22 protein-coding genes are annotated in these 22,526 nt (G+C 72.2%); 4 read left to right on the forward strand and 18 right to left on the reverse strand.

The annotated features are described in order from the left end of the window. Nucleotides 1-71: 71 nt before the first annotated feature. From CACI_RS37795 to CACI_RS48655, 5 genes are all read right to left on the reverse strand, one after another. Nucleotides 72-1,007, reverse strand: a complete 936-nt coding sequence (locus CACI_RS37795) for a hypothetical protein (protein ID WP_015796196.1) — start codon at nucleotides 1,005-1,007, stop codon at nucleotides 72-74. Further along, the gene (locus tag CACI_RS37800) at nucleotides 979-2,145 is read right to left on the reverse strand and encodes a glycosyltransferase (protein ID WP_015796197.1); all 1,167 of its coding nucleotides are present in this window, start codon (nucleotides 2,143-2,145) and stop codon (nucleotides 979-981) included. The genes CACI_RS37795 and CACI_RS37800 overlap by 29 nt, the downstream gene beginning before the upstream one ends. Nucleotides 2,146-2,151: 6 nt before the next feature. After that, nucleotides 2,152-3,210, reverse strand: a complete 1,059-nt coding sequence (locus CACI_RS37805; protein ID WP_015796198.1) for a glycosyltransferase family 2 protein — start codon at nucleotides 3,208-3,210, stop codon at nucleotides 2,152-2,154. 165 nt (nucleotides 3,211-3,375) lie between these two features. Continuing rightward, nucleotides 3,376-3,756 carry an ACT domain-containing protein gene (locus tag CACI_RS37810; RefSeq protein ID WP_015796199.1) on the reverse strand — a complete coding sequence of 127 codons (381 nt, stop codon included), beginning with the start codon at nucleotides 3,754-3,756 and terminating at the stop codon, nucleotides 3,376-3,378. After that, entirely contained in the window at nucleotides 3,753-4,397 is a 645-nt protein-coding gene (locus CACI_RS48655) for an acyl-CoA thioesterase (RefSeq protein WP_223297370.1), read from the reverse strand. Before CACI_RS48655 ends, CACI_RS37810 begins: the two co-directional genes overlap by 4 nt. Nucleotides 4,398-4,566: 169 nt before the next feature. Between CACI_RS48655 and CACI_RS37820 the strand changes: the two genes are divergently transcribed. Beyond that, nucleotides 4,567-5,334 (forward strand): hypothetical protein, encoded by a 768-nt coding sequence (locus CACI_RS37820; protein ID WP_015796201.1) that lies wholly within the window; start codon nucleotides 4,567-4,569, stop codon nucleotides 5,332-5,334. On the opposite strand, the gene CACI_RS37825 is transcribed toward CACI_RS37820, so the two are convergent. Beyond that, nucleotides 5,328-5,891, reverse strand: coding sequence for a dihydrofolate reductase family protein (locus CACI_RS37825; RefSeq protein ID WP_015796202.1), 564 nt, complete (start codon nucleotides 5,889-5,891; stop codon nucleotides 5,328-5,330). The two genes, CACI_RS37820 and CACI_RS37825, sit on opposite strands and share 7 nt — an antisense overlap. 152 nt (nucleotides 5,892-6,043) lie before the next feature. Between CACI_RS37825 and CACI_RS37830 the strand changes: the two genes are divergently transcribed. After that, nucleotides 6,044-6,271, forward strand: a complete 228-nt coding sequence (locus CACI_RS37830; protein WP_015796203.1) for a hypothetical protein — start codon at nucleotides 6,044-6,046, stop codon at nucleotides 6,269-6,271. A 116-nt stretch (nucleotides 6,272-6,387) separates the two neighbouring features. Here the strand turns inward: CACI_RS37830 and CACI_RS37835 are convergent, their stop codons facing one another. After that, nucleotides 6,388-7,389 (reverse strand): sigma-70 family RNA polymerase sigma factor, encoded by a 1,002-nt coding sequence (locus CACI_RS37835; RefSeq protein ID WP_015796204.1) that lies wholly within the window; start codon nucleotides 7,387-7,389, stop codon nucleotides 6,388-6,390. A 49-nt stretch (nucleotides 7,390-7,438) separates the two neighbouring features. Next, complete coding sequence (locus CACI_RS37840; RefSeq protein ID WP_015796205.1) at nucleotides 7,439-8,389, reverse strand: glutaminase; 951 nt, start codon at nucleotides 8,387-8,389, stop codon at nucleotides 7,439-7,441. Between the two features lie 198 nt (nucleotides 8,390-8,587). Here CACI_RS37840 and CACI_RS37845 point away from each other — a divergent pair, with 198 nt between their 5' ends. Both CACI_RS37845 and CACI_RS37850 read left to right on the forward strand, forming a co-directional pair. Next, on the forward strand, nucleotides 8,588-9,892 hold the full coding sequence (locus CACI_RS37845; protein ID WP_015796206.1) for a sensor histidine kinase: 1,305 nt from the start codon (nucleotides 8,588-8,590) through the stop codon (nucleotides 9,890-9,892). Further along, nucleotides 9,889-10,548, forward strand: a complete 660-nt coding sequence (locus CACI_RS37850) for a response regulator (protein ID WP_015796207.1) — start codon at nucleotides 9,889-9,891, stop codon at nucleotides 10,546-10,548. The genes CACI_RS37845 and CACI_RS37850 overlap by 4 nt, the downstream gene beginning before the upstream one ends. A gap of 82 nt (nucleotides 10,549-10,630) precedes the next feature. Here CACI_RS37850 and CACI_RS37855 read toward each other — a convergent pair whose 3' ends face one another. From CACI_RS37855 to CACI_RS37900, 10 genes are all read right to left on the reverse strand, one after another. Continuing rightward, on the reverse strand, nucleotides 10,631-11,548 hold the full coding sequence (locus CACI_RS37855; protein ID WP_015796208.1) for a phosphate ABC transporter ATP-binding protein: 918 nt from the start codon (nucleotides 11,546-11,548) through the stop codon (nucleotides 10,631-10,633). 13 nt (nucleotides 11,549-11,561) lie between these two features. Beyond that, nucleotides 11,562-12,344, reverse strand: a complete 783-nt coding sequence (locus CACI_RS37860; protein ID WP_223297371.1) for a class E sortase — start codon at nucleotides 12,342-12,344, stop codon at nucleotides 11,562-11,564. A gap of 203 nt (nucleotides 12,345-12,547) precedes the next feature. Then, nucleotides 12,548-14,365, reverse strand: a complete 1,818-nt coding sequence (locus CACI_RS37865) for a substrate-binding domain-containing protein (protein ID WP_015796210.1) — start codon at nucleotides 14,363-14,365, stop codon at nucleotides 12,548-12,550. Continuing rightward, entirely contained in the window at nucleotides 14,362-15,600 is a 1,239-nt protein-coding gene (gene pstA, locus CACI_RS37870; protein WP_015796211.1) for a phosphate ABC transporter permease PstA, read from the reverse strand. Before pstA ends, CACI_RS37865 begins: the two co-directional genes overlap by 4 nt. Before the next feature lie 16 nt (nucleotides 15,601-15,616). Then, nucleotides 15,617-16,636, reverse strand: coding sequence for a phosphate ABC transporter permease subunit PstC (gene pstC, locus CACI_RS37875; protein WP_015796212.1), 1,020 nt, complete (start codon nucleotides 16,634-16,636; stop codon nucleotides 15,617-15,619). A 4-nt stretch (nucleotides 16,637-16,640) separates the two neighbouring features. After that, nucleotides 16,641-19,262 (reverse strand): hypothetical protein, encoded by a 2,622-nt coding sequence (locus tag CACI_RS37880; protein WP_015796213.1) that lies wholly within the window; start codon nucleotides 19,260-19,262, stop codon nucleotides 16,641-16,643. A 158-nt stretch (nucleotides 19,263-19,420) separates the two neighbouring features. Beyond that, nucleotides 19,421-20,005: a hypothetical protein gene (locus tag CACI_RS37885; protein ID WP_015796214.1), complete on the reverse strand. Its 585-nt coding sequence runs from the start codon at nucleotides 20,003-20,005 to the stop codon at nucleotides 19,421-19,423. Nucleotides 20,006-20,217: 212 nt separating this feature from the next. Then, nucleotides 20,218-21,264 carry a substrate-binding domain-containing protein gene (locus CACI_RS46665; RefSeq protein WP_015796215.1) on the reverse strand — a complete coding sequence of 349 codons (1,047 nt, stop codon included), beginning with the start codon at nucleotides 21,262-21,264 and terminating at the stop codon, nucleotides 20,218-20,220. 459 nt (nucleotides 21,265-21,723) lie between these two features. Further along, entirely contained in the window at nucleotides 21,724-22,116 is a 393-nt protein-coding gene (locus CACI_RS37895) for a hypothetical protein (RefSeq protein WP_015796217.1), read from the reverse strand. A 1-nt stretch (nucleotide 22,117) separates the two neighbouring features. Beyond that, on the reverse strand, nucleotides 22,118-22,462 hold the full coding sequence (locus CACI_RS37900; RefSeq protein ID WP_015796218.1) for a YegP family protein: 345 nt from the start codon (nucleotides 22,460-22,462) through the stop codon (nucleotides 22,118-22,120). Between the last annotated feature and the right edge of the window lie 64 nt (nucleotides 22,463-22,526).

The raw sequence follows: 22,526 nt of genomic DNA on the forward strand, positions 1-22,526 counted from the left end.
GGACGAACCCTACTCGCTCCGCACCGGCGGCGGCGAAATCCTCCACTCCCCGCCCAGCTCCGCGACCGAGATCATGCGTCGCTGTTGGCGTCGCCCGCGTCCCCAGCGCTGCCCGCGTCGTCCGCGCTGCCCCCGTCGTCCTCGTCATCCGCAGCGGCCTGCGGCGGATCGGGCTCGGTGATGTCCCACTCCCCGCCGAGCTGCGCGGTCAGCCGCTCCAACGCCTCGCGGCTGCGGCCCAGCAACCGGATCGGGTAGTCCTCGCCGGTCGGATCGACCAGGGCCAAGGTGTCCAGACCGCCGTGGAAGACCAGCGCCGACGTCAGCTCGCGCCAGGGGTGGAAGCCGAGTTCGGGCATCGCGGCGCGGATCCGCGGCGCCACGACGTCGAAGTCGTCGTCGGGACAAGCACTCCAGCCCAGCGCCGGCGGCAGCCGGGTGGCCGCCTGCAGCAACAGGAACTCCGAGAGCGAGTCCGCCTGGAGCACCCAGCCTTCTCCGGTCGTCACGAACACCCGCGGGTCGTCCAGGTGCGCCTCAGCACTCTGATACGCCCACTCGTTGCAGTACTGGTACTCCGCGGTGAAGCAGCACATCCGCAGGTCGTCCGGATCCACCACGAACGCGCTGTCCGGCTCCAGCCCTTCGGCCACGCCGTATCCGCCGGGATCCGGACGCCAGGTCGGCGGCCACTCCGGGTTCGTCCAATACATCAGCCACGAGTCGGCGAAGGAGTTGTCCGGCAGCTTCCACCACTCCGGCAGCGCCGCCGGGATCTTCTCCGGCGGCACCATCGAGGCCAGGTCGTCCTCGTCGTACTCCTCGTCGTCCGGCTCGACCGGGTCCCCGCCCTCCCAGCGCTTGCCGCCGGTCGGGACGTAGCCCCACTCGGCCTGGAACTCCCGGTACAGGTCCCAGCGCTTCGCCGGGTCCTGATTCGCCCGCTGCGCGGCCAGCCGCTCGGCGAACCGGCCGTAGTCAATCGCCTCTCGGGGCGAGGCGCTCATAGATCCCCCTCAGGACTTCGGAATCGGCTTCCCAGCTCAGCGCCGGGGCGGCCGCGCGCACGTTGACCGCGTAGGTCGCGTAGTTGTCCGCGACCTCCTGCAGCGCGGCGGCGAGGGAGGCGGCGTCGCCGGGCTGGTACAGCGCCCCCAGCTTGTGCTCCTCCACCACGCGCCGCAGTTCCTGCACGTCCGTGCCGACGACCGGGACCCCGGCGCGCACGGCGTGGAACAGCTTGTTCGGCATCGCCAGGCGGTGGTTCAGCCACTTGTCGGAGTGCGTGACCAGCGAGATGCCCAGCTCGCGCAGGAGCGCGTCCACCTCGTCCACCGGGCGCGCGCCGACGACCTCGGCGGACTTGGCGTTGTAAGAACCCAGATACGTGTCGTCGGCCGGGCCGGCGATGACGATCCGCAGCGGCTTCACCAGCTCCGACGCCCCGGCGATGGCCTCCAGCTCGCGGAACGGCGCGATGCGGCCGGCGTACACCGCTCCGGTGACCGCCGTCGGCGGGTCGACCGGACCGCCCTCGGGCAGCGGGAAGGTGTTGCGGACGACCTCGACGTGGCGCCAGCCGTACGCCTCGCGCAGCGCCTCGGCCACGCCCTCGCCGACGGTGATCACCGTGGCGGCGCGGGCTCCCCAAGCCTGCTCCTGCTTGGCTTCCCGGCGTTTCTGCAGCGGCGTCGGACGGCCGACGCGCGGCCGGCCCTGCCACAGCTCGTGGGTGTCGTAGACGAGCGGGACGCGCTGGTCCTGCGCCAGTTCCACACCGAGCGCCAGGGTGTTGAAGTCGTGCGCGTGCACGATGTCGAACTCCTGGCCGGCGGCCAGCTCCTTGGCCTTGGCGCGCCAGGAGGCGAAGGCCGAGTTGCGGTGCTGCGGCAGCAGCAGCCAGCGCGCGGCGCGCAGGTGCGGGGGCAGCTTGCGGCGCGCGCCGAGCGATTCGGCGCCCTGCTTGCGGAACGCCGAGCCGGCGCCGACGCTGCCCACCGTGACGCCGGCCGGCGGCTCGTACCCGGTCGAGACGTCCTTGCCGATGACGTGGACCGCGTGGCCGACGCCGGCCAGCGCCGCGGCCTCGCGCATCACGCGGGTGTCGGTCGCGACGTTGGAGATGACGAGCATCAGGATGCGCATGCGCGGCTACTTCTTAGGGGTCTTGCCGGTGGCCTTGGCCAGCCGGGACGGGGAGGTGAGGAAGCCGAACGCCCAGGAGCCGTGCATGGTGGCCAGCACCAGCGGCAGCCGGGCCCGGACGCCGGCGGGCAGGCCGCGGGACTCGTACAGCGCGCCGGCGGTCAGCGCGCCGAAGTAGCCGACGGGGATCACGAAGCCGAGCGCGGCGATCGCCGGGCCGCCGGTGACGCCGGCCAGGCCGACGACCGTGCCGGCGGCGACGGCCAGCAGCGCGCCGGGCGGCGCGAGGTAGCGGAGGTTGGCGGTACCGGCGTGGGTGCGCATCACGACGCGGCGCCAGCGGCCGTACTCCTTGTACTGCTTGGCCAGCGCCCGGAAGGTCGGGCGCGGCCGGTAGGTCACCGACAGGCCCGGGTCGAACCAGATCAGCCGCCCGGACTCGCGGATCCGGTGGTTCAGCTCCCAGTCCTGGGCACGGGTGAAGTGCTCGTCGTAGCCGCCGAGCTCGTCGAGCACGTCCCGGCGGAAGACCCCGAGGTACACGGTGTCAGACGGGCCGCCCTCGCCGCCGGTGTGGAAGCGGGCGTTGCCGACGCCGAGCTTGCTGGTCATGGCGCGGGCCACGGTCTGCTCGAAGACGGTCACGCCCTCGGCGCGCATGATGCCGCCGACGTTGGCCGCGCCGGTCTCGCCGAGCAGCCGCACGGCGGTCCGGATGTAGTCGGGGGCGAGTTCGCCGTGCCCGTCCACCCGGACCACGATGTCGTGCTTGGCGTGCGCCAGCGCCGCGTTCAGGGCGGCGGGGGTGCGGCCGGTGGGGTTCGGCACGCTGCGGACCCGGGGATCGGCGGCGGCCAGTTCGTCGGCGATCTCCTGCGTGCGGTCCGAGCTCGGACCGATCGCCAGGATCAGCTCCAGGTCGCCGGGGTAGCCCTGGGCCAGCACACCGTTGACCGCGAAGGCGAGATGGCGTTCCTCGTCGAGGACCGGCATGATCACCGAGACCGCCGGCCAGGCGGTCTCGCGCTCCTCAACGGGCGCCGGGGAGGGTTCTGAGACGTTCATCGTCGGTCAGGGTACCGGCCCGGTCTGAGCGCTTGGGGCAGTTGCACGGACTGCTACCGACTGGTGACCTGACTGCCTCTCAGCGTTACAGTCGACGGTTTCAGATGTCGGTTTCAGATGTCGGTTTCAGATGTCGGTTTCAGCCGCCGGTTTCGGTCGCCGGTCTCAGTCGACGGTGTGCCCGGCGGTCCGCAGCGCCTCGACCGCGCGCTCGACCGCGGTCTCGGGGACCAGGACCAGGTCGGCGTGGAAAGTGGAGGCGACGAACACCGGCACCGCGGCGGCGGCCAGCGGTTCCAGGAGCGCGGCGAGCATGCCCGGCAGGTCCAAGCCGTGCGAGGTGTCGCCGCCGTAGAGGGCGCGCCACAGGTCGGCGCCGCCGGCCTCGTGCTGGACGACCTCGCGGACCACGGTCAGCCCTTCGGGCGCGCGGACCTGCGCGATCCAGCCGTTCGGGGGCGCGACCGCGGCGGGCAGGTGCTCGACCGCGAAGCGGCCGGGGACCAGGCGCAGGCGCTGGGCGCGGTCGCCGCCGGCGGCGCTCACCGCGCGGCCTCGGCGTTCGCGGTGGCGGCGGCGAGCTTGGCGGCCTCGGCGAGCCGGGCCTCCGCCTCGCGGCCGGCGCCGGCGCGCGCGGCCTGGATGGCGCGGCGGCGGGCCAGCCGGTGGCTGCGGCGGATCTCGGCCTCGTCGAACCGTCGGCGGTCCAGATCGGTCTCCAGCACCAGCGGCGGCACCGAGCGCGGCTGGCCCTTGTCGTCGACGGCGACGAACACCAGGTAGGCGCTGGCGACGTGGCGCGGAGCGGTCCCGGCCTCGTTCCAGGGCTCGGCCATCACCCGCACGCCGATCTCCATCGAGGTCGCGCCCACCCAGTTCACCTGCGCGTAGGCGTGGACCAGGTCGCCGACCCGGACCGGGTTCAGGAACTGCATCTCGTCCATCGCGGCGGTGACCGCCGGTCCCCCGGAGTGCCGTCCGGCCACGGCGCCGGCGACGTCGTCGACGAACTTCATGACCACGCCGCCGTGCACGGTGCCCAGGAGGTTCACCTCGGTCGGGCCCATGATGTGCGACAGCATGGTGCGCGAGGCGGCGGTGGTGCGGGGCGCGGGAGCCGCGTCGGAGGCGAGCGGCGCGACGGGCGCGGCGGATGCGGCGGGAGTGCGCGGGGCGTCATCGGTCACCCCTTCAGCGTAGATCGTCCCGGGACGTGCCTCGATCCGGGCATCGGTCCCGATCCGCCGGAGACGATAACGCCGGTGAGAGCCGGGTAAAGGGCTATCCACGCCACGCTCCCGGGGACAAGATGTCAGGGAGCCGATACTTGAGCGGGAACCTGACAGGGGGCGTCTCATGGCTCAGAACATCTCCGCGCGACGCGGGGCGACCATAGCGGGGTTCGCAGCACTGGTGCTCTTGATACTGGTCGCCGCGTTCGACAACCAATGGACCGCCCACTGGCGCGAAGGCCGGTCCGCCGAGGGCGGCGACACGGCGCACAGCTGGATCTCCTCCCCGGTCAGGGGTCTGAGCGCGCTGGCGTGGCGGGCGACCAAGGAGGCGGGCGAGCCGAGCCGGCTGTTCTACGGCACGCTCGCCGCACCGGTGATCGCGGTGGTGCTCACCTTCCTGGTGCTGCTGCTGGTCTGCCGCGGCGTCGGCGCCGAGCGCGGCCGCTGGTCGCTGTTCCTCGGCTCCTGGTTCGTCACCGGGCTGGCCGCGGCCGTCGCGCTGATCGTGGGGGCGTCGATCGCCGGCATCGGGGACGCGCAGGCCAAGCGCGGCGACGTCTACTACTCGCTGATCTCGCTGGGACTGGCGTTCGGGCTGTTCGCGGGCTGGCTGGTCGGTTTCGTGGCGGTGCTGGTCTACGGCTCGACCGAGGTCGCCGAGGAGGACCGGACGACGCAGGAGTACCCGGCGAGTCCGCTCGACGACTACTCGTTCAGCCCGACGTCGCCGTACTCGGGTTCTTCGGAGTCGTCGGTGACGCCGGGCTACAGCGGCTACAGCGGGTACAGCGGGTATGAGTCGGCGAACGCGCCGACGGAGGTGAACACGCCAACGCCGCCGGAGGAGGAGGAAAACAACCCCTACGGCGGCGGTGCGCGGCCCTACTGACCGTCCTGCTCCGGACCGTAGACGACGTGCAGCGTGCCGGACTTGAAGACGTCGCACTTGATCAGCCGCAGCTTGATCGGCTCGTCCAGGTCGTCCTCCCACAGCCGCATGCCGCGGCCGACGGCGATCGGGTGGACGAACAGGTGCAGCTCGTCCAGGAGTCCGGCGCGCAGCAGCTGCCGCACCACCGAGACCGAGCCGGACACCGCGACCGGTCCGCCCTCGCCGGCCTTCAGGTCGCGGACGACGTCCAGCAGGTCGCCCTCGGCCTGCTCGGAGTTGCGCCAGGCGAGGTCCAGCTTCTCGTGCGAGAAGACGATCTTGCGCGCGTCGCCCAGGATCTTCGCGAACTCCATGTCCTGCCCGCCCGCCTCGCGCGCCGGCCAGGCGGCGGCGAAGCCGTCGTAGGTGGTCCGGCCGAACAGCATCGTGTCGGCGCCGAGCTGCTCGGTCACGGCCGCGCCGAGCTCGTCGCAGAAGTAGGGGAAGTGCCAGTCCTGCGGGTCGGCCACGACGCCGTCGGCGGCGGAGAAGAAGCCAGCGGTGAGAGTGCGCATGAGGTGTCTCCTGGTGGTTTCGCCGGTGCCCGGGGGCTCCGTGTCGGTCGCTTCACAGGGTCAGACGGAGGGACGGCGGCAAACTCATCGGTGCGGCCGGATTCTCCCGCCGAGGCCGATGAATCGCCGCCTCGCGCCCGGTCTGTAGTGGCGTGGGACCCATAGAGCGGTACGACGTGTCGTCGATCGAGCAGCCGACCAAGGCAGACCTGGAACGCCTGGCGAGGCGGCGGCTCGACGCCCGGCGGCGGGGGCGGGAGCTGGTGCTCACCGGGGTCGGTGCCCGGCTACGGCTGCTGTTGGCGGTGACTGGGCTGGACGAGGTGTTCGTGATCGGCGGCGAGGGCGTGCCGGAGGGCCTTCCGGAGCCGGAAGGCTGAGGGCTGAGATCGGGCCGGCCCTGCCGTCGCCGGCGAGAGACTGCCGGAACCAGGAAGCTGAGGTCAGGCAGGCATGCCGTCGCCGGCGAGAGAGTGCCGGAACCAGGAAGCTGAGGTCAGGCCGGTGTGCCGTCGGCGCCGAGCCGTGCGGGCACGTCGAACAGCGGGAACAGTCGCTCGGTGTCCAGGTAGCTGCCGATGCCGGCGAGCCGGCCGTCGCGGATCTCCAGGACCATGATCGCCCACGGCGTCCAGCCGTCGCCGTCCTCGGCGACCCGGTACTGCGCGAACGCCGGCATCCCGTTGGCTTCTATCGGCAGCAGCCGCGACCCGCGGCAGCCCCCTCCGGCGCCGTTCCACCAAGCGCGCAGCTCCTCAGCGCCTTGCAGCCAGAGCTGGAAGGGCGGCATGTTGAGCGAGACGTCGGCGCGCAGCAGGGCGGTCAGGCCGTCGATGTCGAAGGCCTCGAAGGCCTTCACGTACTTGGCCAGGAACTCGCGCTGCTCGTCGTCCAGCGGCTTGGCGGTCTCCCCGCTCGCCGAACCGTCCTCGGCGAGTGTGGCGCGGGCGCGTTGCAAGGCGCTGTTGACCGAGGCCACCGAGGAGTCCAGCAGCTCGGCGGTCTCCGCCGCCGACCAGGCCAGCACCTCGCGCAGGATCAGCACCGCCCGCTGGCGCGGAGCGAGCTTCTGCAGCGCGGCGATGAACGCCAGCCGGATGCTCTCGCGCCCGACGGCCACCTCGGCGGGGTCCCCGGCGAGCACGCGCTCGTCCGGGATCGGCCCGACCCAGACGTTCTCCTCCAGCTGCGCCAGGTTCGGCGCGGTCGCCGAGCCCGGCGAGAACAGGTCCATCGGCCGCGCGCGGCGCTGCGGCGCGGGCGCCATGTCCAGGCAGACGTTGGTCGCGATCCGGTACAGCCACGTCCGCAGCTGCGAACGGCCCTGGAACCCCTCGAACTTCGACCAGGCGCGCAGCAGGGTCTCCTGCACCGCGTCCTCGGCCTCGAAGGCGGAGCCGAGCATGCGGTAGCAGTACGCGGTCAGCTCGCGGCGGAAGGGTTCGAGCTGGTCGGCGACGGTGTCGCGGTCTGTGGTCGTGGACACGTTTTTCACCATAACCCGAGGTGCCGACAGTCGCGGCCAAAACGCCGCGCCTAGAACGCGCCTAGAACACCGACCAGCCCGTGGCCGCGCTGAAGCGGTCCAAGGCCTCCACGCCGGCGACCGAGTTCCCGTGCGGGTCCAGCGCCGGCGACCACACGCACAGCGCCGCGCGCCCCGGCACCACCGCCAGGATCCCGCCGCCGACGCCGCTCTTGCCGGGCAGGCCGACGCGGAAGGCGAAGTCGCCCGCGGCGTCGTACGCGCCGCACGTCATCATCAGGGCATTGACCCGCTTGGCGCCGAGGACGGGCAGCAGCCGGGTGCCGCCAGTGCGGACGCCGTGGCGGGCCAGGAACAGCGCCGCCATCGCGGTCTCGGCGCAGCTCATCGCGATCGAGCAGTGCCGGAAGTAGTGCTCGGCGGTGAGGTCGACGGGGTTCTCGATGTTGCCGTAGGCGGCCATGAAGTGCGCGAGGGCCAGGTTCAGGTCGCCGTGCTCGGCCTCGGAGGCGGCGACCGCGCCGTCGATGGTGATGGTGTGGTCGTCGGACTCGGTGCGCAGGAAGTCCAGGACCGTGCCGGCCGCGTCGCCGGTCTGGCTCTGCAGGATGTCGGTGACGACCAGGGCGCCGGCGTTGATGAAGGGGTTGCGGGGGATGCCGCGCTCGTACTCCAGCTGGATCAGGGAGTTGAAGGCGTTGCCGGAGGGTTCCACGCCGACCCGGCCGCGCAGCGCCCCGGCGTCGCCGGCCATCACCAGCGCCAGGGTGAACACCTTCGAGATGCTCTGCAGGGAGAAGCGCTCGCGGAAGTCGCCGACTCCGTACAGATGGCCGTCGACCGTGGCCAAGGCCATGCCGAAGCGGTCCGGAGGGACTTGGGCCAGCGCCGGGATGTAGTCCGCGACCCGGCCATCGCCGACATAGGGGGCGACCTCGTCGGCGATCCACTCCAGCAGCGCGTCGTAGGCGATGTCGTCCACCGAGACCGCCGCGCCCTCCTCGTTCGCCATCCATGACCTCTTTCCCGTCGATCGGCAGCTGGATCGGTCCCACCGTACGGGTGCACCCCGATCGGCCGGGGAGCACCGGCCCGCGCGGGTGAGATCGATCACGGCGGGCCGGTCGCGCGGCCGCTATGCCTTCGTTCCCCCTCGTTCCCCTACGAAAGTCGGACGTGCGCCGATCCGCCGCCGACCTACGCTGAAGGGGTGAAATCCCCGGCCTGGCTCCCGCGTGCCCGCGACCTCGCGGTGATGTCGCTGGCGCTGCTGGAGGGCGTCGCGGACCTGTTCGAGGACCGCCACGACCTGCCGATGGCGGTCCTGCAGATCTCGCTGGCCGCGGTCGGGACCGTGCTCCTGTGGTGGCGCCGGTCGCACACCGAGCGCATCACCGTCCTGACCATGCCGCTGGCGATCCTCGGCCAGGTGCAGGTCCCGCTGGCGATGATGTTGTTCGCCCTGGCGGTGAAGCGCCGGGACCGGGTGATGTGGCTGCTCACCGCGCTGGCGGGCGCGGCGTTCCTGAGCCAGACCGCCATCGAGAAGCACGGCGACCTCACCTTCGGCGACCTGCTGGTCACCGTGCTGTGGGTGCTGGTCCTGGTGCTGTTCGGGGCGTACTTCGGCGCCCGGCACGACCGGCTGGTCGCCCTGCAGGAGCGGGCCGAGCGCGCCGAGGCCGAGCAGGAGGCGCGCGCCGAGGCCGCCCGGCTGGCCGAGCGGGCGCGCATCGCCCGGGAGATGCACGACGTGCTGGCCCACCGCATCTCGCTGATCGCGCTGCACGCCGGCGGCCTGGAGATCACCGAACGCCCCGATCCCGGCGCCGCGCGGCAGACCGCCGGGCTGATCCGGGAGACCGCGCGCTCGGCGCTGGAGGACCTGCGCGACGTGCTCGGCGTGCTCGCCAGCGGCGACACCTCGGCGCCGCTCGCGCCGCAGCCGCGCTTCGCGGACATCGCCGAGCTGGTCGAGCGCTCGGCGGCGGCCGGCGTCTCGGTGCGGCTGGTGCCGAACAGCAGCCTGAGCCTGGAGGCCGCGGTGCCCGAGGCCGTGGGCCGGGCCGCCTACCGGGTGGTCCAGGAGGCGCTGACCAACATCCACAAGCACGCCGCGTCGGCCGCCACCACCGTCCGGCTGTCCGGGGCGCCGGACATCGGGCTGGAGGTGCGCGTGGAGAACCAGGCGCCGCGGGTGGTGGGCACCTCGCTGCCCGGCGCCGGCTCGGGTCTGGCGGGCCTGCGAGAGCGGGTCGAGGTGGCCGGCGGGTCGTTCGAGGCCGGGCCGACCCTGCGCGGCGGCTTCCTGGTGCTGGCCTGGCTGCCGTGGCCGCACACCAATGCCAAGGACGAGACGGAGTACGGCGTGATCGTCTCCTCCCCCGGCTGCCGGCAGGAAGGCGGCGGCTCGGCCGAAACCCTCTGCGTGGCCGATGATGGGCAGGACCGCGCGAGCGCGGCCGCCGGCCCGTCCGACCGCCGCCTGATCCCCTCCCCGGAGCCCGCCGCATGATCCGCATCCTGCTCGTCGACGACGAGAGCCTGGTCCGCGCGGGCCTGCGCACCATCCTGGAGTCCGCCGAGGACCTGCGGGTGGTCGCCGAGGCCGAGGACGGCTCGCAGGTGGTCGACGCGCTCGCCGCGCACCGCCCGGACGTGGTCCTGATGGACGTCCGGATGCCCCGCGTGGACGGCCTGGAGGCGCTGCGCCGGGTGCAGGCCACCCCCGACCCGCCGCCGGTGGTCATGCTCACCACGTTCGACCTCGACGCCTACATCTTCGAGGCGCTGCGCCGCGGCGCCACCGGCTTCCTGCTCAAGGACACCCCGCCGCGCGACCTGATCTCGGCGATGCGCGTGGTCGCCCGCGGCGACGCCATGCTCTCCCCGCCGGTGACCAAACGGCTGCTCGACCACTACACCGGCCTGCGCGTGGCGGACCGCGCCGAGCAGGCCGTGAAGCTGCTGGCCGAGCTCACGCCGCGGGAGCGGGACGTCCTCGCCGAGCTCGCGCGCGGACTGTCCAACGCGCAGATCGGCAAGAGCCTGTTCCTGAGCGAGGCGACGGTGAAGGCGCATGTCTCGCGGGTGATGGCGAAGCTCGGGGTGGCCAACCGGGTGCAGGCGGCGCTGGTGGGGCGGGACGCCGGGCTGCTGGACGAGTCCTGATCGCGGCGCTTTCCATCGCAGCGCTCGACAGCAGGGCTTGATCGCCGTGGTGTATCGCGGTGTTGTATCGCAGCGCTCTGATCTACCCGAACCGCCCGTTCACATAGTCCGAGGTCCGCTCGTCGCGCGGGTCCTCGAACAGCTGCCGGGTCGGTCCGGCCTCGACGATCCGTCCCGGCGTGTCGTGCGTGGCGAGGAAGAACGCGCAGTTCTGCGACACCCGCGCGGCCTGCTGCATGTTGTGCGTGACGATCACGATCGTCAGCCTCCCGCGCAGATCGGCGATGGTCTCCTCGACCCGGCGGGTGGAGGTCGGATCCAGGGCGGAGCAGGGCTCGTCCATCAGCAGCACGTCCGGCTCGACCGCCAGCGACCGCGCGATGCACAGCCGCTGCTGCTGGCCGCCGGACAGCGCGCCGCCGGGCGAGCGCAGCCGGTTGCGCACCTCGGCCCACAGCCCGGCCTGGGTCAGGCTGGTCTCCACCAGCTCCTCGCGGCGCGCCCGGCCGGCCTTGATCCCGGCCAGCTTCAAGCCGCTGACCACGTTGTCGTAGATGGACATCGCCGGGAACGGGTTCGGGCGCTGGAACACCATGCCGACCCGGGCGCGGACGTCGGCGGGACGCCGGCCCGGCGCGTAGATGTCGTCGCCGTCCAGCAGCACCCGGCCGGCCAGCTGCGCCGACTTCACCATCTCGTGCATGCGGTTCAGGATCCGCAGATACGTCGACTTCCCGCAGCCCGACGGCCCGATCAGCGCCGTCACCTCGCCGGGCGCCATGCTCAGCGACACACGCTCGAGCACTTTGTGGTCGCCGAACCAGGCCGACAGGTCCTGGGTCTGCAAGCCGACCAGGCGTCCGGAGCGGCCGGCGGCCGCGACACCGGACCCGGCGCCGGCGGCAGGATCCTGGTCAGGCGCGACGGCGGGCAGCTGCTGGGTCGGGGCGTCCGCGCTCGAGGCGGTCGCCACGCCGCCGTGCTCGTCTATCTCAGTCATCGTGGTCCCTGATTCAGTAGAGGTTCGGCAGCAAGACGGTGGCGTTCTCGTACACGCACCACAGCAGCGCGGCCAGCACCGGCGCCATCGACTGATAGACGGCACGCCGGTTCCACGCCGCGGCCAGTGCGACGGTCGCCGCCACGGCCAGTGCCAGCGCGAGCGCCCACAGCTGGAGCGCGGGCCAGGCGTCGGTGTCGGAGGCCATCGTCTTGTCCAGGTCGGTCTTGGTCCCGCGCTGCCCGGAACCGTCCGCGGGCCGGCCGTCCAGGCGCGCCCCGACGTAGATCGCGTGGGTCGGGATCCAGGTCGAGTCGCCGGTCGCCAGCACCAGCCGGTTCGGGAAGGAGTCGGCGACCGGCTTCGAACCCTCGCCGAAGGCGTTCACGGTGTAGGTGAAGGTGCCCTCGCCGGTGGTGACGGTGATCTTGTCGCCGACCCGCAGCTTCGGCAGCGAGGCGAACGGCGCGCCGAACATGCCGCGCCGAGCCATCAGGGCGCTGACACCGGGCTGGCCGGGCAGGACCGTGTAACGGAGATGTCCGGGACCGCGTGCGAGATCCGCGCCGGTGGTCCCTTCGACCACGACCGCCTGGTGCAGCCCGATCGCCGGGATGTCCAGGATCGCCAGCGGTGTGCCGTCGGCGGCCGGGCCGACCGGTGCGGTGGCCTGTCCCAGTTCGCCGGCGAGCGCGCGGTACAGATCGGCTTGGCTGTGCTGCTCCTGAAGCCCGGACAAGCCGAATGCGTAGACGACCCAGCCGAGCAGGAACATCGCCAGCAGGCTCGCGGACATCGACACCATCTGCACGATCCGGCGCCCTCGGCTGGCGCGCAGTGTCGCGCGGAGCGCAGCTGCCGAAGGGCGGGACGGCCGTGGCGTCGCAGGAGGCTGATTTGCCTCCGTGTCCGGCACTGGCGTGGGAGTGGTCGCGCCGTCCGGATCCGCCTCCGGGGAGCCCGCGGGCACCGGGGACGTGGTCGGCATCGTCGGCGCGCTCACGGCTTCGGCTCCCGGTCCGGCCCGCCCGCCGCGGCGATCTTGCGGCGCCGGACCAGGTAGCTGCCGAGCACCGGCGGCACGATCACCACCGCCAGCAGTTCCAGCGACGTGAGCCCGGCCAGCAGCTTCGGATCGCGGCGCTGCGGCACGTCGGCGACCACCGCCGTGGCGCCGCCGACCGAGCCGCCGCTGGTGCCGCCGCTGGAGTCGTCGGCGGACTGCCCGGTCAGCGGGTCGATCCCGCCGGTCGCGCCGCCGGTACCGCCCGCCGCGCCGCCGGTGGTCCCGCCGGCAGTGCCGCCGTTGCCGCCCGAGGTCCCGCCGTTCGAGCCCGATCCGCCGGTGGTGCCGCCCGAGGTGCCGCCGGAGCTCTTGCCGCCGGTCGTGCCGCTCTTGCCGCCCGTCGATCCCCCGGAGGAACCGCCCGAGGAGCCGCCGGACGTGCCGCCGCTGGAACCGCCGACCGTGCAGTTCAGCGGCGCGCCCGCCTTGTCGCACGGGCTCGGCTGCGGTGCGTTGACCAGCACGGTCAGCTGGCCGGCGGCGTTGAAGGTCGGGTTCGCGCAATTGGCCAGGGTGGTGGGATCCACGCCGGACGCCTGCCCCGGGATGTGCGAGATCTGAAGCATCCCGCCGCGCACCAGGTTGCGGGGGATCGGCGAGTAGCCGAGCGTGTCCGCCTTGGACTGCCCGGCGCACAGGATGTAGGACGCGTATTTGGACAGCGCGGCACCGTGGTCGTCGGTGGCCCGGGGCAGCGCCGGGAGCGTCCCGGTATCGCGCGGCACGATGATGTAGCTGTAGCTGGAGATCGGGTACGACCGCGGGTCGGTCATGGTGTAGACCGCGTCGAGGTCCTGCTGCAGGTAGTTCGGGTCGCTCGGCGGGGTGCTGTCGTCCACACCGCGGATCTTCGCCGCCGTCAGGGCGATCGCGACGTTCGAGGCGGTCGGGACGGTGTAGTACCCCGCGGGGTTCAGCACCTTGACGACCGGCCAGTTGTTGAGCTTGGCGTAGGCGTACTCGTCATAGCCGATCGCGCCCTCGCCCTGCGGGGACATGATGAACCCGGCCACCACGTCCGAGCCGTTCTCGGCGTGCATGTTGCTGACCGCCGGGGTGGGATAGAACTCGGTGTAGTCACCGCAGGAGACGCCGTTGATCGAGGTGCAGTAGGCGTCCCACTGAGCCTTGTGCGTGTGCTCCATGTAGCGGGTCCACTGCGCGGTCGCACCGGAACCGTCCGAGCGCACCACCGGGGTGATCGGCTCGTGCGGCAGGTTGCCGGGGTACTCGGCCTTGATCCGCGGATCGTCCCAGGTGGTGATCTTGTTGGTGAAGATGTCCACCAGGACGTCGGGCGACAGGCGCAGGTTCGTGATCTGCTTGCCGCCGACCTTCAGGTTGTACATGAAGGTCGTGCCGCCGGCGGTCACCGGGACGTAGGAGAAGCGGTACGTCGGGTTCTCCACGTTGCCCTGGCCGTTGGAGTGCCCGCCGGCGCCCACGCCCTGGTCCGGTGTGGTCCGGAACGGCACGTCGGAGGCCGTGAAGTCGTCCTGTCCGTTCTCCCAGTCGGTGCGGCCGGCCGCCGACCCGGTGGGGGCGAAGGCGATGTTGATGCCCTGCGCGATGACGTCGCGGCGCCACTGGTCCAGCGCCGGACCGCTCCAGGAAGAGCCGGAGCCGCTCAGCGCGGTGGCCGCGTGCGCCGGGGCGGCCGGGGCGAGCGCGACAGCCACCGCCGCGGCCGCCGCCAGACCGGCGGCGAGCCAGGCCGGGGTTCGATGTCTGCGGGTACGAGCGGTGTTCACGAGGCGGGCTCCGGTTTCGGATGGACGACGGCCGCGGCGGCCGGAAGGGGGCGGACGGCGCGCGGGGGTTCGGCGGCGGGCGAGGCCGCACCGCGGACCCGGTCCCGGGCCATCTGCCGGCGGCGGCGCCGCGTGAGCTCACCGGGCCGCCGTCCGCCGACGATCCGCGCGGCGATGAACAGGATCATGACGATGGCCATCAGCGTCAGCGCCCCGCCGAAGGCCCGGATCTTCATGCTCTCCTGGGGGTAGCGGACATAGCTCCAGACGTAGAGCGGCAGGCTGACCTGCTGTCCGCTGAAGGGGTTCGCGTTCTTGGCCGAGGTGAACCCGGCCGTGAGCAGGACCGGCGAGGTCTCACCGACCGCGCGGGCCATGCCGAGCAGGACCGCGGTGGTCAGCCCCGAGCGCGCGGTGGGCAGCACCACGTTCCACACCGTGCGCCACTGGCTCGCGCCCAGCGCGTAGGACGCCTCGCGCAGGGTGTGGGGGACGATGCGGATCACGACCTCGGACGCCCGGGTGACGATCGGCATCATCATCACGGTCAGCGCCAGCGAGGCGGCGAAACCGCTGCGGTCGTAGCCCAGCGTGAGGATCACCGAGCCGAGGATGAACAGCCCGGCCACGATCGAGGGCAGCGCGGTCATCGCGGTGATCACGGTGCGGACCGGACCGGCCAGCCGCCCCCCGATCTCGGACATGAACACCGCCGCCGAGATGCCCAGCGGCACCGCGAACAGCGTCGCCAGACCCAACTGCTCCAGCGAGCCGATCATCGCGTGCAGGACCCCGCCGGAGGACAAGGGGTCCAGCGGTCCGGTCCTTTGCATGTCAGTGGTCAGGAAGTTGCCGTGGCCGACGGCCTTCTCCCCGCGCCAGGCCACGTAGGCGACCTGGTCGACGAGCACCACCAGGATGAGGATCCCGGCTCCGGTGAACAGCGCCGCGGCGATCTTCTCGCGGACGTGGCGCGCTTCCCATTGGGTACGGGCGATGCCCCAGTAGAAGACGATGAACGCCGCGTACCAGCACAGCCAGAACCCCAGGGCGCCGGACCACGGCATGATCCGCTCGTACACCAGCCAGACCAGGCCGAGCGCGCCGGCGGCGGCTCCGGCCAGCGTGCCGGCGTCGGCGGCGGTGAGCGCACCGGGACGAACGCGCACCTGGCCGGTGGCGTCGTCGAGGTACGCCTCGCCGCCGGCGGGCGCGGCGATATCGATCAGCGTCATGGCCGCGTCAGGCCTCTCACTCATTGGTCGCGGCGCCGGAGCGCGAACGGGAGATGATCGCGGAGGCGATCATGTTGATCAGCAGCGTGATCGCGAACAGCACCAGCCCGGCGGCCATCAGCGCCGACAGCGACAACTTGTCGGACTCGCTGTAGCGCAGCGCGATCAGCGAGGGGATCGAGTTGCTGCCGGCCTGCAACGGGTGCGAGGTGAAGGCGAACACCGGCGAGATGATCAGCGCGACCGCGATCGTCTCGCCCATCGCCCGCCCGAAGCCGAGCATCACCGCGCCGATCACACCGCCCTTGCCGAAGGGCAGCACGACGGTCCGCACCATTCCCCACCGCGTCGCGCCGAGCGCGTAGGCGCCCTCCCGCTCCCCGGTCGGCGCCTGCGAGAAGACCTCGCGCGACAGCGAGCACACGATCGGGATCACCATCAGCGAGACCACGACGCCGGCGATGAAGCCGGACTGGGCGAAGGACGCGCCGATCTCGGGATTGCGCACCTTCAGGAAGGGCAGCGCCCCGCCCAGGTGCGTACTCACCCAGCGCTCGAACCCGATGATCCGCGGCGTGAGGAACACCAGCCCCCACAAGCCGTAGACGATGCTCGGCACCGCCGCCATCAGGTCGACCAGCGAGATCAGCGTCCGCCGCAGCCCAGAGGGCGCGTATTCGGAGATGAACACGGCCGCGGACAACGCCACCGGTACCGCGATCACCAGCGCGACGACCGCGATGATGATCCCGTCCGGCAGCACCGCGCCGACGCCGAACCGGTGCGTGGCTGTCTGCCATCGCCGCTCGGTGAGGAAGGACCAACCGGTGGCCCGCAGCGCCTGGGCGCCCCGGGTGAGCAGGAACAGCGCGATCAGCCCCATGATCGCGAACACGGACAGGCCCGCGGTCCGGAAGACGATCCGGAAGATCCGGTCGCCCCGGGACACCCCCGGGACGATGCGGAGGGGGATGTCTTCGCCCTCGGGAGGCGGCGCGAGCAGATCGTCGGCGAGTGCGGTGTCGGCGGTCGTCATGCGCTCACCGGCCGAACCGGCGCGAGGATCGCGGCCACAGCGCTCGGATTCTGGCGCCGGCGGTCCCGGAGGACAGCATCAGCGCCGCCGGTCCGGCAGCCATCAGCACCAGGCCGACGATCAGCAGGATCGGCAGCACCAGCCGCCCGAAGCCCGCGGTGTCCGCTTTGGCGCTGCCCACCGAGGCCGCAGCGGTTGAGCCGGTGATGCTGCGGGTGGGACCGCTGCTGCCGCCGGCGACAGCACCCTTCGACGAGGAGCCGGAGCCACCGGACCCGGTGCCGCCGATGCCGCCGGTGCCACCGGTACCGCCGCCGAGCGTGCTGGTGAGGTAGGACACCGATGTGGTGCCGTTCTTCGAGACGGTGACGGGGGTGAGCACCTGGTTGCCGGACGTCGTCGGCGGGCCGGTGGCGGTCACCGTGGAAGCCGGTCCGGCGGGGCCCGCCGCCGCGCGGATCTTGGTCAGCGCGACACCGGCCTGCACCGACTGGACCGCTGTGTCCGCGACGTACCCGGGAGCCAGTTCGCCGGGCGCCTGGCCGGAGAGCTGGCCGCTGCGGTTGTCGGTGACCGCGGCCAGGAAGTTCGCGACGGAGGCGGCCTTGGCCGCCGAGACGCCGGAGGTCGGTGCCATCGCGTACGCCGGGACGGTCAGCGGGTACGCGGCGGCGTCGCCGGCGTAGGCCGGACCCGCGTTCCCCCACTGCAGCGACTGCGTGCCGGTCGCGGGGTCGGTCACGAAGTCCGAGGCCGCGGCCGCCATGGCCGGCGCGGTCGGTGCGACGTACGCGCCGGCGGCGTTCTTCAGGGACGCGGCCGGCAGGTCGAACGCGGCGGCGCGGCCGGTGTCCATGATGGCGAGCACCCCGCGCGAGCCGATGTGCTCGGCCGCGCACTTGCCGTGCCCGCCGACGGCCGGGTCGTAATCCGGGGTGATACAGGTCGGCGTGGCCGTGATCAGGTGTCGCAGGACCTCGTCGAGCCCGGACTGGATGGGATTCCACTCGAAGCCCTTGAGGTGGCCGTAGTCCCGGTGGCCGCCGGCGGGGTCGACCGGCTTGCCGGTGGCCGGGTCCAGCGGCGGCCCGCTGGAGTCCTGGGTGATCAGGCTGTCGATCGGGTACGGGTACTTAGAGCTTCGGTAGAAGGTGTCGACGTGCATCTTCCACGGGTCGGGGCTGCCGGCCAGGAAGGACCGGGCGTCGGGATCGGACATGATCCACGTCGTCAGTTCCCGCACCAGGTCGGTCTTGCCGCCGGCCACGATGGGCAGCGTGTTCAGCGCCGTCACGTCCTGGCAGCTCGGCCAGGTGAAGGCGCCGCCCGTCGGGTTCAGCGCGAGGAACTCGGGGTCGGCGAAGATGCAGGACGGGTTCCCCGCCACCGACGCGGTGTCGGACAGCAGGCCCGGGACGTACTCGAGGTCATAGGACTGGGTCAGGAGCTTGGCGACCAGCCGCGCGTCGAGGTTCATGGTCCGGATGGGCAGGCCGGTCACCGGATCGTCGACGAAGAACGCGATCGCGATCCCGGTGTTGCCCACCGGTACATAGGTGTAGGGCCGCGCGCTCTTCGCCGCGGGGTCCGCGGGCAGCGAGGTGAACGCCACGTCGGCGCCGGGAGCCCCGGCGAGGAAGTCGCCGCGCGCCTCCGGCTCGGTCAGGTCGGTGCTGGCGTTGACCGTCACCGGGGTGTTCCCGGCCAGGCACGAGCCGACCACCCACTGCGTCAGCGCCCGGTCCAGCATCGGCATGCCCTCGGCGACCACGTCGGTGGCGCTGGCCGCGCAGGAGCCCGGTACCGGGGCGAAGTCGATCGGGACGACGGTGCGGTAGTTCCAGGCGCACTGCTCGCCGCTCTGGGAGCCGGTGCCGGTGTAGTCGACGCTGCCGAACGTCACGTTGGTCGCCTCACCGCCCAAGCCGGCGTCGGCGGAGTGGTCGGCGCAGTTCGCCGAGCCGTCCGCGGTGTTGAAGCCCAGGGCGTCGCCGCCGTAGTTGGGCTCGACGACGATCGAGCACTGGTGGGCGGCGTCGCAGCCCAGGCTCGGCGCCTGACTGGCGGTGTAGACCTCCAGGTCCAGGCCGCCGGTGGCGTCGCCGGCGGTGACCGCCCCCTGCTCGTTGGTGGGGTAGTCCGGCGCCTGCAGGCCCGGCCCGACCGCGGGCTGGACGAATCCCTCGCCGTTGGTGTCGTCCGCGCTCTGGCCGTAGTGGTAGGAGCCGTAGCAGTCGGTGATCTTCGGGTCGGCGCCGCGGCATTCGTAGACGACCACCGGGTAGTGGACCACGTTCCAGCTCCCGCTCTGGCCCACGACCACGTAGGCGCCGTCGGTGCTCGGCGTGAATCCGGTCCAGGAGACGTGGACCATCTGGTCCACCAGGTTCCGGGTCTGGGAGACGGTCACGGTCCCGTGAGCGCCCAGCGCCCCGGTCCCGGGGTCGTATCTCTGGGGTCCCTGGACGGTGACGCTGGTGCTGTCGGCGTGGGCGACGGCGGTCGTGTGCGCACTCGGAGGCAACAGGACCAGGGCCGTCATGAACGTGACGGTCCAGGCGAGCACCGCGGCGCAGTAGGCGCGCAGTCCTGGCCGGCGCCGGAGTCCCGCTTCACGGGGCGACATGGGAGAACCTCCGGGTGAGAAAATCAGGGGACGCATACATTCGCCCGCCCGAGGGCGACGGCAGCCCGGCCGGGAGGCGGCCAAGGCGGAAACGCTGGTCGACCGCCAGCCGGCCCCGGGTGTCACCGGTGCCGGCTCGCGGCCGGGGCGGGGGTGCTTCAGGAGGCCGGGGTGAAGGTGACGCTCAGCGAGCCGACGATCTGGCCGCCGGTGAAGAACGAGGTGTGCAGCGCCTGGTCCAGGTACGCCGCGCCGCTGGGGTCGAGGTCGGCGTCGCCGGTCAGGGTCTGCGGGGTGACGCCGACGCCGCTGCCCACGGTGTTGTCGCCGAGCACGAACAGGGTCACCGGCGTGCTCTGGCCGTCCGGCACGGCGGTTAGCGCCTGGGTGTCGCCGCCGAAGGCCACCTGGTGGAAGCAGATGATCTTGCCGGTCAGCCCGTCGGCGAAGGCCAGCCCGCCGCCGAGGGTGATGCTGCCGACGAACCGCGGCAGGACGGCGTCGCCGCCGGTGACCGGGAAGGTGGCGGTGCCGCCGGCGGTGCTGCTGTAGCCGCCGGTGGCGGAGGGCAGCGGCACCTCGGCGATGCCGGCGCGGAGTTCCTGGGTGAGGAAGGCGTTCGTGGCGGTCACGGTGACCGAACCGGAGGCCGGGGTGCCGGTCGCGCTCGCCGACGGGAGCGCGACGACGGTCGCGGCCAGGGCGGCGGCGGGCAGGAGCGCACGCAGGGCGTTGCGGTTCATGGGGACTCCTTGGAAAGTCTGGTCTGGTCTGCAGGACTGACCGAGAAAGAATGAGAACAACGGGCGAAGGGTTTTCCCGATGGGCCGGGCCCGCCGGTTCGTCCGTGGACGGCTCCGACGGGCCCGGTGGTGCTCAGATCCCGGGGGGACCGGTGGTACTCAGACCCCTGGCGACCCGGTGGTCACCGGCGCCAGGGTGCTGACGGCTGTGCTCAGATGCCCGGCTGCAGGGTGCCGCAGCCGCTCGCCAGAGCGTGGAAGCCGTAGCTGCTGATCAGGGTGCTGCCGTTCGCGCACAGCCAGCCGCCGGCGGCCGAGCGGTTCAGCAGCGCCTTCAGACGCGGGCCCTCGGTCGCGTTGGCCCAGTCGGCCTGGCGCACGACGTGGTACACGTTGCGGGTGTAGGTCAGCGACAGGTTGGAGTTCCACACCTTGTTCGCGGTGTCGATCTGCGGAACGCTGTCCAGCGAGCGCAGCGCGTCCAGCGCGCCGGGCTCGTCGGAGCCGCTGCCCTTGCCGTCGTAGACCTGGCCGACGTAGTGGCTCAGGGAGTAGGGGTAGATGGCGTCGGTGTTGCCGGCGAACGCCGCGTCGGTGCCCTCGTTCTCCTCCGGCGTCACCGTCTGCCAGCACGGCTCGCTGGTCGCGGTGATGCCCAGCGCGGCCAGGAAGAACGCCCGGGTGCCCGAGCTGGTCTGCGGCAGGAAGACCTGGATGGTGTCGGTGGACGTGGTCGGGTCCGTCGGCAGGGCGTTCCACTTCGTGTAGGTGCAGTTGTAGATGCCCTTGAGCTCCGCGCTCGTCAGGTTCGACGGGGCGTGGCCGCCGGTGTAGGCCGACCAGCCCACCGCGTCGGTGGCGAACGGGATGAACCAGTCGGTGCTGCCGGTGTTCGGGCCGCGCGAGGAGCGCGCGATGTCGACCGTGGCGCTGGTGTTGCTGTTCAGCGCGGTGATGCCCGCGCCGGAGCCGTTCGGCCGGGCGATGGTGGCCGCGCCGGTCTTCGGGACGATGCTGCCGGCCGGGGTCGCGTCCCAGCTGTAGTACTTCGAAGCCGGGCTGGTCGCGTTGTACGCGGCCGACAGGCCGTTGTCGAACGCCTGGATGGTGTCCGAGCCGGTGGAGACGATGTCGGTCGAGGCCGGAGTGGTGCCCGAGGGCGGGTCCGCGGCGGCCGGGCCCAGGGACGCGATCGCGACGCCGAGGCTGGCCGCGGCGATCGCCGAGGCCATGGCGAACTTACGGGTGACAGAGCGCATTGCTTTCCTCCTGCAAGGGGGACTGGTCCTTGCGGGAACGAGATTCGCCGACCGCTGCCGCGACGGCCAGAGGCAGGCCGGGGGTCAGGCTCTGGACACAGCCCAGCCGCAGGGCACATCGCCCCAGGCGGGAAGGCATGTGCGAACTCTGAAACAGAGAGCTGCGACACCTCGTGTGCTTCCGGCAGTGGCGCGACGGTGCCGCCTTCGGGGGTTCGCGTTCACCTGCGCCCAAACGGGCGAATCAGACGCCTGCGATAAAGGGGTACACGGTACTCACTCTCGGCGCGGTATGACGCATTGTCACTACCGTCTCACCGACCGTTCCGGCCGTGCGGCGCTCTACGCCGGCCGCATGGCCGCTGGCCACGGAGCCGCACGGCCCTGCCCGCGCGATCGGCGCGGCACGCCGATTGTCTCCCGCGGTGGCGCCCGGGGACCGCTTCGGACACCCCTCGTTCACCGAAGTCGGCTCGAGAATCCCGACAGGGCGCTGAGGAATCCCGAAGCCCCGCTCCGGCACTGGTCCGGACGCAGGTATCCGCGCGCGCTGCGCGCCACCACCGCCCCGTCTCCCGGACCGGTCCCACCGCGGCGCCCGCGCCCGCCCGGGCCGCCGGTGCTGCGCGCGGGGAGCGCCGCTGTCCACCACCAGTCCGGCCCGCTCCCGTCGCGGCCCAGCCGGATGCTGAGCGCGTCGCGGTCGACGACCAGCTCGCGCCAGGCCGCGACCAGCGCCTCGTCGGTACGGTAAGCGCTTGCTGAACGCGCCAGCGGACGGCCGTTGGCCGCCAGCAGGACCCAGGTCAGCTCCCCGTCCTGCGCCGATCGCACCACCAGGGCGGCCGGCATCTCAGGCGTCTGAGGCGGCCAGCAGGGCCAGGAACTTGGCGACCGCTATCTGGCAGGTCGCGTAACGCTCGTAGGAGCGGATGGACCGCGCCAGCGGGGTTCCGCTGGACGACTGGAGCACCCAGGTCCAGCCGGCTCCGTCCTTCACGTGGCTGATGCGCGCCGCCAGGGTCGGCGCCTCGCGGCGCAGGCGCGAGTAGGCCCGGCGGGCTTCGTCGATCCCGGAGTACGCGGGGGCGGAGATGGCCACGATCCGTCCGTTGCCCGCCTTCGCCCGCCAGCGGTAGCGCCCGTTCTCGGCACGGTCCACGAGCACCCGACCGCTCTCGTCCCGAACAGTGTCCACGGCATTCCGCCCAACACTCGAGCTCGATTGTGAGGTTCCTCGAGCGATCAATCTAGGTGCGGGG

The organism is Catenulispora acidiphila DSM 44928 (assembly GCF_000024025.1).
GTDB lineage: Bacteria > Actinomycetota > Actinomycetes > Streptomycetales > Catenulisporaceae > Catenulispora > Catenulispora acidiphila.

What these genes read in the sequence shown, in the direction of transcription:
- CACI_RS37795 (WP_015796196.1), bottom strand. Translation starts at nt 1,007, where the DNA reads ATGAGCGCCTCGCCCCGAGAGGCGATTGACTACGGCCGGTTCGCCGAG.
- CACI_RS37800 (WP_015796197.1), bottom strand. Translation starts at nt 2,145, where the DNA reads ATGCGCATCCTGATGCTCGTCATCTCCAACGTCGCGACCGACACCCGC.
- CACI_RS37805 (WP_015796198.1), bottom strand. Translation starts at nt 3,210, where the DNA reads ATGAACGTCTCAGAACCCTCCCCGGCGCCCGTTGAGGAGCGCGAGACC.
- CACI_RS37820 (WP_015796201.1), top strand. Translation starts at nt 4,567, where the DNA reads ATGGCTCAGAACATCTCCGCGCGACGCGGGGCGACCATAGCGGGGTTC.
- CACI_RS37825 (WP_015796202.1), bottom strand. Translation starts at nt 5,891, where the DNA reads ATGCGCACTCTCACCGCTGGCTTCTTCTCCGCCGCCGACGGCGTCGTG.
- CACI_RS37835 (WP_015796204.1), bottom strand. Translation starts at nt 7,389, where the DNA reads ATGGTGAAAAACGTGTCCACGACCACAGACCGCGACACCGTCGCCGAC.
- CACI_RS37840 (WP_015796205.1), bottom strand. Translation starts at nt 8,389, where the DNA reads ATGGCGAACGAGGAGGGCGCGGCGGTCTCGGTGGACGACATCGCCTAC.
- CACI_RS37850 (WP_015796207.1), top strand. Translation starts at nt 9,889, where the DNA reads ATGATCCGCATCCTGCTCGTCGACGACGAGAGCCTGGTCCGCGCGGGC.
- CACI_RS37855 (WP_015796208.1), bottom strand. Translation starts at nt 11,548, where the DNA reads ATGACTGAGATAGACGAGCACGGCGGCGTGGCGACCGCCTCGAGCGCG.
- CACI_RS37860 (WP_223297371.1), bottom strand. Translation starts at nt 12,344, where the DNA reads ATGTCCGCGAGCCTGCTGGCGATGTTCCTGCTCGGCTGGGTCGTCTAC.
- pstA (WP_015796211.1), bottom strand. Translation starts at nt 15,600, where the DNA reads ATGACGCTGATCGATATCGCCGCGCCCGCCGGCGGCGAGGCGTACCTC.
- pstC (WP_015796212.1), bottom strand. Translation starts at nt 16,636, where the DNA reads ATGACGACCGCCGACACCGCACTCGCCGACGATCTGCTCGCGCCGCCT.
- CACI_RS37880 (WP_015796213.1), bottom strand. Translation starts at nt 19,262, where the DNA reads ATGTCGCCCCGTGAAGCGGGACTCCGGCGCCGGCCAGGACTGCGCGCC.
- CACI_RS37885 (WP_015796214.1), bottom strand. Translation starts at nt 20,005, where the DNA reads ATGAACCGCAACGCCCTGCGTGCGCTCCTGCCCGCCGCCGCCCTGGCC.
- CACI_RS46665 (WP_015796215.1), bottom strand. Translation starts at nt 21,264, where the DNA reads ATGCGCTCTGTCACCCGTAAGTTCGCCATGGCCTCGGCGATCGCCGCG.
- CACI_RS37895 (WP_015796217.1), bottom strand. Translation starts at nt 22,116, where the DNA reads ATGCCGGCCGCCCTGGTGGTGCGATCGGCGCAGGACGGGGAGCTGACC.